The 12479-nt window shown below is 66.0% G+C and carries 11 protein-coding genes, 2 tRNA genes and 1 pseudogene; 9 read left to right on the top strand and 5 right to left on the bottom strand.

Annotated elements, in window-relative coordinates; genetic code table 11:
- From Q1V87_RS00385 to Q1V87_RS00370, 4 genes and pseudogenes are all read right to left on the bottom strand, one after another.
- A pseudogene (locus Q1V87_RS00385) lies at positions 1-485 on the bottom strand (mechanosensitive ion channel domain-containing protein); the annotation flags it as partial.
- Positions 486-555: 70 nt separating this feature from the next.
- Entirely contained in the window at positions 556-3099 is a 2544-nt protein-coding gene (gene pepN / locus Q1V87_RS00380; protein ID WP_300590374.1) for an aminopeptidase N, read from the bottom strand.
- 81 nt (positions 3100-3180) lie between these two features.
- The gene (locus tag Q1V87_RS00375) at positions 3181-4854 is read right to left on the bottom strand and encodes a SulP family inorganic anion transporter (RefSeq protein ID WP_300590373.1); all 1674 of its coding nucleotides are present in this window, start codon (positions 4852-4854) and stop codon (positions 3181-3183) included.
- Entirely contained in the window at positions 4851-5219 is a 369-nt protein-coding gene (locus tag Q1V87_RS00370) for a metalloregulator ArsR/SmtB family transcription factor (RefSeq protein ID WP_300590372.1), read from the bottom strand. Before Q1V87_RS00370 ends, Q1V87_RS00375 begins: the two co-directional genes overlap by 4 nt.
- Positions 5220-5286: 67 nt before the next feature.
- Here Q1V87_RS00370 and Q1V87_RS00365 point away from each other — a divergent pair, with 67 nt between their 5' ends.
- Genes Q1V87_RS00365 through Q1V87_RS00345 form a run of 5 tightly spaced genes read left to right on the top strand, consistent with a single transcriptional unit; the run spans position 5287 to position 9538 of the window.
- Positions 5287-5817 (top strand): ribose-5-phosphate isomerase, encoded by a 531-nt coding sequence (locus Q1V87_RS00365; protein ID WP_300590371.1) that lies wholly within the window; start codon positions 5287-5289, stop codon positions 5815-5817.
- Positions 5817-6815, top strand: coding sequence for a DNA-formamidopyrimidine glycosylase family protein (locus Q1V87_RS00360; RefSeq protein WP_300590370.1), 999 nt, complete (start codon positions 5817-5819; stop codon positions 6813-6815). The genes Q1V87_RS00365 and Q1V87_RS00360 overlap by 1 nt, the downstream gene beginning before the upstream one ends.
- A 30-nt stretch (positions 6816-6845) precedes the next feature.
- Positions 6846-7475: an FMN-binding negative transcriptional regulator gene (locus Q1V87_RS00355; protein WP_300590369.1), complete on the top strand. Its 630-nt coding sequence runs from the start codon at positions 6846-6848 to the stop codon at positions 7473-7475.
- Entirely contained in the window at positions 7472-8965 is a 1494-nt protein-coding gene (locus tag Q1V87_RS00350; protein WP_300590368.1) for an amidohydrolase family protein, read from the top strand. Before Q1V87_RS00355 ends, Q1V87_RS00350 begins: the two co-directional genes overlap by 4 nt.
- Positions 8966-8998: 33 nt before the next feature.
- Positions 8999-9538, top strand: coding sequence for a gamma carbonic anhydrase family protein (locus Q1V87_RS00345; RefSeq protein WP_300590367.1), 540 nt, complete (start codon positions 8999-9001; stop codon positions 9536-9538).
- Positions 9539-9703: 165 nt separating this feature from the next.
- Here the strand turns inward: Q1V87_RS00345 and Q1V87_RS00340 are convergent.
- Positions 9704-9777: transfer RNA gene (locus Q1V87_RS00340), tRNA-Gly, on the bottom strand.
- A 242-nt stretch (positions 9778-10019) separates the two neighbouring features.
- On the opposite strand from Q1V87_RS00340, the gene Q1V87_RS00335 reads away from it, so the two are divergent.
- The 4 genes from Q1V87_RS00335 to Q1V87_RS00320 form a co-directional block, all read left to right on the top strand.
- Positions 10020-10093 (top strand) — tRNA-Pro (locus Q1V87_RS00335).
- A gap of 70 nt (positions 10094-10163) precedes the next feature.
- Complete coding sequence (gene tig / locus Q1V87_RS00330) at positions 10164-11585, top strand: trigger factor (protein WP_300590366.1); 1422 nt, start codon at positions 10164-10166, stop codon at positions 11583-11585.
- 70 nt (positions 11586-11655) lie between these two features.
- Positions 11656-12189, top strand: a complete 534-nt coding sequence (locus Q1V87_RS00325) for a tetratricopeptide repeat protein (RefSeq protein WP_300590365.1) — start codon at positions 11656-11658, stop codon at positions 12187-12189.
- A 33-nt stretch (positions 12190-12222) separates the two neighbouring features.
- The coding region (locus Q1V87_RS00320; RefSeq protein ID WP_300590364.1) for an ATP-dependent Clp protease proteolytic subunit at positions 12223-12479 on the top strand (257 nt) is incomplete at its 3' end.

The raw sequence follows: 12479 nt of genomic DNA, 5'->3' as shown, positions 1-12479 counted from the left end.
GCGACGTCGCCGATGCCGACCTGGTCTTCGGCGACGATGAAAATCCCGTTGAGCACATCCTTAACGATGTTCTGGGCGCCGAATCCGAGGCCTGCCCCGATGGCTGCGCTCAGCAGCGTGAACGAGCCCATCACCTGTGGGCCGGCGAGGATCAGGATGATCAGCAGGATCGCGACGATCACCACTGTCACGTTGACGATGTTCTGCATGATGGACCCGAGCGTGCGGGTGCGCTGCACCAGGCGAACGGATGCCAGCGGCGAGCGCTCAAGTGCCTGCGTATCGTCGACGCGAGCACGAGACTTGGCGCCTTCGACGATCCGGCGAACGACCCGTCGGATGATCAGGCGCAGCACCCAGACGACCACCACGGCGCTCGCGAGGACGATGACGATCTGCAGAAGCGTGCCGCCGATCTCACCGAGCAGCTTGAGAAAGCCATCCCACAGGCTTCCCGAGGTGGTAGCCGTATCGAATCTGTGCATCAGACGAATCCTAGAACCTGCGCCCCGAGCGATGCTGGATCACTCGGGGCGCAGGTGGTGGCAATGTGGCTCAGTTCGCGTCGCGCTCCTGGACCGCCAAGGCACGCTCGACCCCGGCGAGGTTTTCGGCCACCAACCGGCGCAGCGCTGCAGGCGCTTCCGCGTTGGCGGTGAGCCACGCGCGCGTCGCGTCGCGAAGCTTCGCGTTCGCCAGCGGTGCGGGGTACAGGCCGAGCACAAGGTACTCGGCGATCTTGTAGGTGCGCGATTCCCAGACCGGAAGCAGCATCGCGAAGTATTGGTCCACGAACTCATCGAGAAGCAGCACGCCGGCAGGGTGCGTGAAGCCGAGACCTGCGGCACGTACGAGCGTGTTGGGCAGGCGATCGGAGTCGACCAACGACGACCACGCAGCACTCTTTGCTTCGGGGGTCGGCAGCGCAGCTTTGGCCTGGGCGGCGAACTCGGCGCCCTTGGCCGTGTTGTCTGCAGCCAGCGCTTCGTCGATGACGCCCTCGGTGATGACCCCGCCTGCGGCCAGCGATACCAGCAGCTGCCACGACAGGTCAGTGTCGATCGTGAGACCGTCGAGGCAAATCTCGCCGGCGCGCAGACCACGCACGGTCTCCCAGTGTTCCGGGGTTGCAGCGGAACTCGCGAACGCGGTGACGAACTGCAGTTGGCTGTCGCTTCCGGCATCCGCAGCTTGGGCAAGGGCCCATAGCCCGTCGGCCACCTTCTGACGAGACGTGTCGCGCTTGTCGGGGCTCACATAGGAGTTGGCCGCCAGCTGAAGCTGCGCGAGAGTCGTTCGCACGGTGGTCGACTCGGTCTCAGAGGCGATGTTGCCGAGGACCAGGTCGAGATAGTCGGATGCCGACGCCTCGGCATCCCGCGTCTGATCCCACGCCGCACCCCAGACGAGCGAGCGGGCAAGCGGGTCGGAGATCTTCGAGAGATGGTCGATCGCCGTCTGCAGAGAGCGCTCGTCGAGACGGATCTTCGCGTACGCGAGATCGTGGTCGTTCAGGAGCACTAGGTCGGGCCGGGCGAGGCCGACGAGCTCGGGTACGTCGGTGAGGTCTCCGTCGACGTCCAATTCCGTGAAGTGGGTGCGAACGAGTTCCCCGTTCTGCAGGTCGTAGAACCCGACCCCGAGCCGGTGCGGACGGATGGTCGGATAGTCGGCCGGTGCCGTCTGCACGATCTTGAACGCCGAGATCGTGCCATCTGCGGCCTCGACAATCGCGGGGGAGAGGGTGTTGACGCCCGCGGTCTCGAGCCACTTCTTCGACCACTCGGTCAGTTCGCGTCCGCTGGTGGTCTCCAGCTCGGTCAGCAGGTCGCGAAGTTCCGTGTTGCCGTATTCGTGCTTACGGAAGTAGGCGCCCACCCCGGCGAAGAACTCGTCGATCCCGACCCACGCGGCCAGCTGCTTGAGCACCGAGCCGCCCTTGGCGTAGGTGATGCCGTCGAAGTTCACCTGAACGTCTTCGAGGTCGCGAATCTCCGCGACGACGGGGTGCGTCGAGGGGAGCTGGTCCTGGCGGTAGGCCCAGGTCTTCTCCATCGCGTTGAAGGTCGTCCACGCCTCGGTCCACTCGGTGGCCTCGGCCGTGGCGATCGTGGAGGCCCACTCCGCGAACGACTCATTGAGCCACAGATCGTTCCACCACTTCATGGTGACGAGGTCCCCGAACCACATGTGGGCGAGCTCGTGCAGGATCGTGACGACGCGGCGCTCCTTGACGGCATCCGTCACCTTGCTGCGGAATACGTACACCTCGGTGAAGGTCACGGCTCCCGCGTTCTCCATCGCACCCGCGTTGAACTCGGGGACGAAGAGCTGATCGTACTTCGCGAACGGGTACGGGTAGTCGAACTTGTCTTCGTAGTAGGCGAAGCCCTGACGCGTCTTCTCGAAGATGTAGTCGGCGTCGAGGTACTGCCACAGGCTCTTGCGGGCGAAGATCCCGAGCGGGATGACGCGGCCCGACGCGCTCGTCAACTCCGAGAACGTCGACTCGTAGGGCCCCGCGATGAGAGCGGTGATGTACGACGAGATGCGTGGGGTCGGCTCGAACTCCCACGTCGCGACGCCCTCGCCGCTGGGTGTGGGTTCAGGGGTGGGGGAGTTGGAGATCACCTTCCACGACGCGGGAGCGGTCACCGTGAACTGGAACGTCGCCTTCAGATCGGGCTGCTCGAACACGGCGAAGACCCGCCGGGAGTCGGGCACTTCGAACTGTGTGTAGAGGTAGACCTCGCCGTCGACCGGGTCGACGAATCGGTGCAGACCCTCGCCGGTGTTCGTGTATTCGCAGTCGGCGACGACGATGAGTTCGTTCTCAAGGGCCAGCTCATCGAGCGCGATCCGGGACTCCGCGAACGCGGATGCCGGAATGCTGCGCCCGTTGAGCGTGATCGAGTGGACGTTCCGCGCGATCAGGTCGATGAACGTCGACGCGCCCTCGGTTGCGGTGAACCGCACCGTTGAGGTGGAGCGGAACACCTCCGGGCCGGTGGTCAGATCGAGCTCGACCTCATAGGACTGCGTGTCAAGGACGCCGCGACGTTCCTGCGCTTCGATGCGGGTGAGGTTTTCTCCAGGCACTTTCGGATGCTCCCAAGTGTGTGAGGGTTCAGGGATGCCGCGACACGGCCTCGCGCATTGTGGGCGCGACAACCCCCAAGCCTACGCCGCGAGTTCTCGCGCGATGTGACTGCGGGCGTGGGTTATCGCTGCGGGCAGGTCAGCGAAGAGGTGATTCTGGTGGCGCAGGGAATCCAAGACCCCGACTCGCCGGAACAGACCGTCGTGAAGCGGCTGCACACCTTTGATCAACACCGTGATGCCGCGTCGCTCGAGCGACTGGATGATGTCGGCCAGCATCCGTGCGCCCGTGGCGTCCACCAGCTCGAGTTGAGACATCCGGAGCACGACGACCGAGACATCGGTGAGAGACGCGACCTGCTCGAAAACGCGGTCGGCGGAGGCGAAGAAGAGGGGCCCGTCGATGGCGATGATCGCGATCCGTTCATCCCCGTGGACCGCTTCTCCGTTGATGGGTTCGCGGCGCACGCCGGTTTGGCGGGAGAGGCTGCGCACCGCAATGACTCCTGCGAACAGAACGCCGATGATGACCGCAACGATGAGATCGAATGACACCGTCACGAGCGCGGTGATGACGAAGGCGATCGCATCGGCGCGTGTCGAGGTCATGATCGCTCGCACCGTCGAGGCATGCACCATCCGGACAGCCGTCATCATCAGCACCCCTGCGAGAGCAGCGAGCGGGATCGCGCCGACGGGCTGGGAGATCACCATGACAACGAGCAGCAGGACGAGCGCGTGCGTGATCGCGGCAACGCGTGTGCGCCCACCTGAACGCACGTTCACGGCCGTTCTCGCGATGGCGCCGGTGGCAGGCATCCCCCCGAAAAGTGCGGAACCGAGTGAGGCGATGCCCTGGCCGACGAGTTCGCGATCGGGGTCATAGGGTCCCGTGTCGGCAAGCGACGCCGCAACACGAGCCGAAAGCAGCGACTCGATGGCCGCAAGCGCCGCCACTGTCAGCGCGGGTAGCAGCAGCTGACCGATGACAGCCGGGTCGAGCGAGGGAACGGATGGCGCCGGCAGGCTCGAGGGAAGGGCGCCGATCGTCGATAGCGGCGTAGCGACGATCAGGGCAAGCACCGTCACGACGGCGATACCGATCAGGGAACCGGGAAGGGCGCGGTGAATCCGAGGCGCAATCAGCATGATGACGGCCACGATCGCGGCGGCTCCCAGAGACCACGGCACATACGACCAGTCGGCCTCGGCGATCGATTGGACGGCGGCGATGATCGCGTTCGACGAGTGTTCGCCGGCGTGCACGGCATGCGGTGAGGTGAGAAGCGGGACCTGCTGAAGGAAGATGATGACTGCGATCCCCAGGGTGAACCCTTCGATGACAGGCCAGGGGATGAACGAAACCGCGCGACCGAGCCGTAGAGCGCCGGCAGCGATAACGATGACGCCCGCGATCGCCGTGACAGCGACCACGGCACCGGCACCATGGGTCGCGACGATGGGAACCAGAACGACGACCATCGCTCCGGTCGGCCCGGAAACCTGCACATTGGACCCGCCGAACACCGCCGCCAGGATGCCCGCGACGATCGCCGTGACCAGGCCCGCTTCAGCTGAGAGACCGGAGCTCACGCCGAACCCGAGCGCAAGTGGCAGCGCGACGATTCCGACGGTGACCCCGGCAACGAGGTCTCCCCGCCACGTGCGTGGCAGTCGGCGATAGTCCTGGATGCTCGGCAAGAGCGCTCGCGCCGATCGTGCGAGCGACCGGGCCGAGCGTCGTGCCCGGCTCATGGCGCTACCGTGCCGAACGAGGGCAGTGTGTCGACGTGGGCCAACTGAGCACTGTCGGCTTCCAGCATGCTCAGGAGCAGCGCTCGTGCGACAGCCAGCAGGTCGGCAACGCGGGGATCGGCAAGTCGGTAGAACACGTGGCTGCCTCGGCGCTCCGACTGCACGAGGCGATGGCGGCGGAGCACCGCCAGGTGTTGCGACAGGTGCGAGGCCTCGAGCGCCGTCTCAGCTTGCAGATCGGCCACGCTCACTTCTGGGCTCGAAGACAAGAGTTCAAGGATGCGGATGCGGAACGGATGAGCGAGCCCCTTGAACAGGTTGGCCTTGACTTCGTAAAGCGGGCGTTGGGCATCATTCAATGGCATGATGAAAACATCATATCGGCGAATATCGGTCCCCGTCGCTCACCGGCGCTTCCCTAGGATGGGAGCCATGCGCATCCATATCGCCACCGACCACGCCGGCATGGAGTTCTCCACGCAACTCCAGCACCATTTGGCCGAGCAGGGTCACGAGGTCATCGACCACGGTCCGATCGAGTACGACGCCGTCGACGACTACCCATCGTTTTGTATCCGTGCCGCTCTTGGCGTCGTCGCCGATCAGAGCGCGGGAGTCGAAGCTCTCGGGATCGTGTTCGGGGGATCGGGCAACGGTGAGCAGATCGCCGCGAACAAGGTGCGTGGCATCCGTGCCGCCCTCGTGTGGAGCATCGCAACCGCGGAACTCGCCCGGCAGCACAACGATGCGAACGTCATCGCCATCGGAGCCCGGCAGCACTCTTTCGACGAGGTCGTGACCTTTATCGACCGGTTCATCGAGACGCCGTTCTCGAACGAGGAGCGTCACGTGCGCCGGATCGGCCAGATCGCGGCGTACGAGGCCGACGGGTCTCTGCTGCCTGACCCGCGTGATGTGGCGAGCACCGCGGCGACGGACTCGTTCGACCCAGAAGCTGGTTGATGCCCGAGGGTCATTCCGTTCACCGGATCGCCCGGCAGTTCGCGCGGAACTTCGTCGGTCGTCTGGTTGACGCATCCAGTCCGCAGGGCCGCTTCGCCGAGGGTGCAGCTGCGCTCGCGGGACGAGAGATGCTCGAGGCCCGTGCCGTCGGCAAGCAGATGTTCCTGCGCTTCGATGGGGATCTGTGGCTGCGTGTGCACCTCGGTATGTACGGTGCGTGGGACTTCGCGGGCGTGATCGACGCCGACCCGACCATCGCGGCGGCCAACGGCCGGATGGGGCAGACCAACCAGCGCGGCACGGTGATCGACGAGCCGATTCTGGATGCCGCGGGCGAGAATTCGCTCACCTCGATCGGGGCCCCCCGGCGAGCACGGGTTCACGTGCGGATGTCGGAGCAGACGACAGGCCTGCCCGACGAGGAAGGTCAGTGGCCGCCGCCAGTGGTTGGTCAGGTTCGGCTGCGGTTGCTCACCGATGAGACGTGCGCTGATCTGCGGGGACCGACAGCATGCGAGCTGCAGACGCCGGATGAGGTAGCCGCCTCGATCGCAAAGCTCGGGCCGGATCCGCTCGTCGACGATCTCGCCGAGGGTGAAGAGCGGTTCACCGCCCGGGTGCGGCGGGCGCCGACACCGATCGGACTGCTGCTGATGGACCAGTCGGTCGTCAGCGGAATCGGCAATGTCTATCGAGCTGAGCTTCTGTTCCGTGCGCGATTGAACCCGCACACTCCTGGGCGTGACGTGCCGGAAGAGACGGTGAGGTCACTCTGGCGTGACTGGACGCGACTGCTGCAGATCGGCGTCGAGACCGGCCAGATGATGACGATGGACGACCTGGATGCCGACGCCTACCGCCGCGCCATGGCACACCGCGACGACCGTCACTGGGTCTACCACCGCGCCGGGCTGCCGTGCCGCATCTGTGGCACCGCAATCATCGTCGAAGAGGCTGCGTCGCGGAAGCTGTACTGGTGCCCCCGGTGCCAAGCGTGACCATGGATCCTGCCGCCTTAGGCTGAACGCATGCGCCAGAACCCGAGCTTCGCCATGACCGATGTTGGCGAGTTGCGGCGGGTTGTCGAACACAATCCGTGGGCGACACTCGTCAGTTCGACGGATGACGGTCTCGTCGCCTCGCACTATGCAGTGCTTCTGGATGACACGAGAGACGACCTCACCGTCGTCGGTCACGTCGGCAAGCCCGATGACCTGATCCTGGGGCTCGGAGAACGTGAGCTTCTCATCGTCTTCCAGGGGCCGCACGGCTACATCTCACCCGGATGGTACGGTGACCGGCCGAGCGTCCCGACCTGGAACTTTGTGACAGTCCACCTGCGGGGCGTACCCGAGCTGCTGTCCACGGAGGAGAACCTGCGCGTGCTCGATCGCTTGGTTGCGCGTTTTGAGTCCCCGATGTCCGAGCCCCGGCTGCTGTGGGAGCGCCCGAACGATGCCGACTTCGTCGAGCGACTCGAGCGCGGCACCGTGGGCTTTCGCCTCACGCCGACGTCGGTGACGGCCAAGCGCAAGCTCAGTCAGAATCGTCCGGTCGAGCTCGTCGATCACGTCATCCGTGAGCTTGAGAACGACGGCCCGCATCACAATCCGACGCTTGCCGCGGAGATGCGCCGCGCGAACGACGCCCGCGCATGAGTGCCCTCGGCGCGACGGTGTCGACAATTGTCGGCGTGCAGATCACAGGACCGGGAAGCGAGCTCTTGCCCGTCGACGGCGCGTATGACGTCTTCATCGAGGGTGGCCGCATCAGTGATCTTGCCCCCGCCGGCGCTGTTCGTCCGGTCGGCGAGGTGCTGCAGGCAGACGGCGCGTGGCTCATCCCGGGCCTGTGGGATCACCACGTGCACACGGTGTCCGCCGCTCTCACCCGACAGCGTGAGCCGCTCGGTGCTGCCGAATCAGCGCTTCATGCCGCTCACATCATGGCGGGCGCCCCGCTCCTCGGTCGCGGCATCCATGTTGGTGCGGGCTTTCGGGATGCCTTCTGGCCCGACGAACCGACGCTCGAGATGCTGGATGAGGCAACCGGCGGCATCCCCACGTACCTGATCAACGCGGACCTGCACAGTGTGTGGTTGAACTCTGCCGCCTTTGCGCGCGAGGAGATCACGCCCCCGGACGCATCGGGGATGCTGCGGGAGGAGCCGGCCTTTGAGATCACTCGTCGGCTGGCGGCTGCTACCCCCGATGACGACGACGAGGCCGTCGCCGAGCTCGCACGACACGCCGCATCCCGGGGGGTCGTCGGGATCGTTGACCTCGACATGGGGTGGAATGCGGACGCGTGGTCTCGCCGTGTTGCGGCGGGCTTCGATTCACTGCGCGTCGAGTTCGGCACCTACCCGTCGCAGCTCAGCCGGCTCATCGAGACGGGATGGCGCAGCGGCGACCGGCTGAGCGAGCTGGTGACGGTGGGACCGTTGAAGGTCATCACCGATGGGTCGCTGGGAACCCGAACGGCCGCGTGCTCGCATCCGTATCCCGGCGATGCACACAATCACGGGGTTCTGACCATCCCGCCCGCGGAGCTGGTCGCACTCATGACGGATGCCGCGGCTCACGGCATCTCATGTGCGATCCACGCGATCGGCGATCTCGCGAACACTCACGCGCTTGACGCGTTCGCGGTGACGGGAGCGACCGGAACGATCGAGCATGCCCAGCTGGTTTCGGCCGTCGACATCCCGCGTTTTGCTCGCCTCGGTGTCGGGGCGAGCGTCCAGCCGGAGCATGCGCTCGATGACCGGGACCTCTCCGACACGATCTGGTCGGCCCAGATCGCCAGGCCATACCCCTTCCGCGCGCTGGTGGACGCGGGAGCGAATCTGCTGTTCGGCTCCGATGCGCCGGTGGCGCAGCTCGATCCGTGGGCGGCGATGGCATCGGCGATCTATCGCACCCGCGACGGTCGCTCACCGTGGCAGGTCGACCAGGCCGTTGACGCACGTGTCGCGCTGGGTGCGTCGACACACGGGGGCTCCACTGCTCCCGGTCGCATCGAACCGGGGGCGGTCGCAGACCTCGTGCTGTGCGGGGAAGATCCGATGACGGCATCCGAATCCGCGCTGCGGTCGATGGAGGTTCGTGCGACCCTGCTCGGAGGACGGGTGACGCACCTCGTCTAGCCCCGTGACACGCCCCTGCCCTACTGTCAAGGCATGAATTCCGACGCTGCATCCGTTCTTTCCATCGCCGGGCTGAGGCCCGAGATCGACGAGTCAGCCTTCCTCGCGGCAGGCGCGCGCGTGATCGGCGACGTTCGGCTCGGGCCCGAGTCCAGCGTCTGGTACAACGCTGTGCTTCGCGGCGACAGCGCGTCGATCACGGTCGGCGCCGGTTCGAATCTGCAGGACAACGTTTCGGTGCATGTGGATGCCGGCAGCCCGGTGGTCATCGGCGCGAACGTCTCGGTCGGCCACAACGCCGTCGTCCACGGCTGCACCGTCGAAGACGGATGCCTCATCGGTATGGGATCCGTGATTCTCTCCGGCGCCGTCATCGGTGCGGGATCACTCGTGGCCGGGGGAGCACTCGTTCTCGGCGGCACGATCATCCCGCCCGGATCGATGGTCGCCGGCGTCCCCGCGAAGGTGCGTCGTGAGCTCACGGAAGACGAGAAGCTCGGCATCCTGCGTAACGCCGAGGTCTACCGCGAGCACGTCGCAGCGCACCGCGAGGCCCGCGACGCGGGCGAGTAGGCCTCGGTGGGTTGGAGGGGGCGACGGGAATCGTCCCCACCGCCACTCCACGCGCCGCTCCGCGCCGCGCGGAGCCTCCGGCGGCGTGGGCCCACCCTGCGGGTTCGCTTCCCGCAACACGCACAATCGCCCTCCCGCACGGCCTTCGGCCGCACGTGAGAGCGATGGAGGGGGCGACGGGAATCGAACCCGCACAACCAGTTTGGAAGACTGGGACTCTACCATTGAGCTACGCCCCCGCAGCGGCCGGAGCCGCAGCATCCGACAGTCTATAGGGCACCGCGACCCGTCCTCGCATCCGCCGCCCGCCGGTGCCTCCCGAAGGTAGGAGAAATCGCCGGCGTAGGACGAATGCCGGGCGAATCGTCCTACCCCGAGGAGAGCCCCAACGCCCGGGAGATCGACGGCACCCCGCAACGCTGGCCCGCGCGTCAGCTAGACTTCTGTGGGCCGTCTGTCGCACAGCGCGTGAGATCCCGCCCGGGGCGTAGCTCAGCTTGGTAGAGCGCCCGCTTTGGGAGCGGGAAGTCGCAGGTTCAAATCCTGTCGCCCCGACGTCACGGCCCTACACCCAGACCTTTCACCGCGCTTCGGTGCGGTGCAGCACGAGGAGAACAACACAGGCATGGTCACCAGCACTGTCGAGAAGCTCAGCCCGACCCGCGTCAAGCTGCTGCTCTCGATCACCCCCGACGAACTCAAGCCGAGCATCGCGCACGCGTACGAGCACATCGCGAAGGATGTCCAGATCCCTGGCTTCCGCAAGGGCAAGGTTCCGGCTCCGATCATCGACCAGCGCATCGGTCGCGGGGCAGTCCTCGAGCACGCCGTCAACGACGGACTCGACCGCTTCTACCGCGAGGCAGTGGAGGCGCAGGAGCTGCGCGTCATCGGTCGCCCGAGCGCCGACATCACCGAGTGGCCCAATGAGAAGGACTTCTCTGGCGACCTGAAGGTCGAGATCGAGGTCGATGTTCGCCCCGAAGTCACCCTCCCCGCCCTGGACAGTCTCACCGTGGAGATCGAGGCGGTCGAGGTCGACGACGCTGCCGTGGATGCCGAACTCGACAAGCTTCGTGCTCGCTTCGGCACGCTCATCACCGTGGACCGCCCCGCCACCTCTGGCGACTTCGTCGAGCTCAACCTCGTCGCCACGATCGAAGGTGCCGAGATCGACCGCGCCGAGGGCGTGTCGTACGAGGTTGGTTCGGGCGAGCTGCTCGAGGGCATCGACGAGGCCATCGAGTCGCTCACCGCAGGTGAAGACACGACGTTCCGCTCGAAGCTCGTCGGTGGCGACCACGCCGGTGAAGAGGCCGAGGTTGCGGTCACCGTGACCAGCGTCAAGGAGCGCGAGCTGCCCGAGGCAGACGACGACTTCGCGCAGATCGCGAGCGAGTTCGACACCATCGCGGACCTCCGCGAAAGCCTGCGTTCAACTGCTTCCCAGCAGTCGGGCCTGCAGCAGACCGCCGCTGCGCGCGACAAGCTCGTTGACATGCTGATCGAGCAGGTTGAGATTCCGGTGCCTGCCGGCCTCATCGAAGACGAGGTTCACCAGCACCTCGAGGGCGAGGGCCGTCTCGAAGACGATGAGCACCGCGCCGAGGTCACCGAGGCGTCCGAGAAGCAGTTCCGCACGCAGATGATCCTCGACAAGCTCACCGAGACGTATGACGTCAAGGTCTCGCAGGATGAGCTCACGCAGTACCTCATCCAGTCGGCTGCACAATACGGTATGTCGCCGCAGGACTTCGTGAACGCGATTCAGCAGGGCAACCAGCTTCCGGCGATGGTGGGCGAGGTTGCGCGCAGCAAGGCGCTTGTCCGCGCACTGCGCGACGTGAAGATCGTCGACACGGCCGGCGCTGCCGTCGACCTGTCCGCGCACCTCGTGCTCGCCGAGGACGAGGCTGAGGAAGAGGTCGTCGAGGAGGCTCAGGACATCGCCGATGCCGCAGCCGACGCCGACGAGATCATCGAGGCCGAAGAGAAGCCGGCGCCGAAGAAGCGCGCACCGCGCACCTCGAAGAAGGCCGACGCCTAGTAGACCAAACGGTTACGAAGGGCGGATGCTGCAGCACGCAGCATCCGCCCTTTGCCCTAGCAAGGGGTAGATGGTGCAGACCTGGGATAAGCGGGTGGCTGCCGTGTGGGCGGATGATTCCCTCACCGACGAGGAGCGAATTGTGCTCATCGATGCGATCGCAGCCGAGCGCGCCGGAGACGATCCGCGTGCGCTGTTCGAACGCGCAGGCGCACGGGATGCCGCCGGGTTGGAGCGCGAGGCAGAGTCCCTGTACCGCGCAGCGATTGCCGCGGGCCTTTCGGGCCCCGAACTCCCGCAGGCTGTCATCCAGCTCGCGAGCACGCTGCGCAACCTTGGCCGTGTCGAGGAGGCTCTGGACCTGCTCCGGCCCGAGTACGAGCGCGGTGCCGCGGTGGAGCTCCGAGACGAGGTAGCCGCGTTCTATGCCCTCACGCTCGTTTCGGCAGGTCAGCCGGATGCCGCGGCATCCGTCGCCTTGGCGGCCCTCGCACCGCACCTCACCCGTTATCGCCGCTCGGTCGAGGCGTACGCCCGGGAGCTCACCGCGCCGCACGATCTGCCTACGGCGAACACGAGCGGGTCGCCCGAACCCCGCCGGTAGATTCGATGTCACGCAACGAACACGGGAGCACACATGGCTGAACCACTGGTCGCGACGAGCGTCTTCGACAGGCTGCTGAGAGACCGCATCATCTGGCTGGGGTCGGAGGTGCGCGACGAGAACGCGAACGAGATCTGCGCGAAGATTCTGCTTCTTGCTGCGGAGGACTCGCAGAAGGACATCTACCTCTCCATCAACTCGCCCGGTGGCTCGTTCTCGGCGGGTATGGCGATCTACGACACGATGCAGTTCGTGCCCAACGACATCGTCACCGTCGGTATCGGCATGGC

Origin of the sequence: Microbacterium sp. (assembly GCF_030149085.1) — a bacterium.
GTDB lineage: Bacteria > Actinomycetota > Actinomycetes > Actinomycetales > Microbacteriaceae > Microbacterium.
The sequence above is the reverse complement of the archived record's forward strand: the minus strand, read 5'-3'. Positions and strand labels throughout refer to the sequence as shown.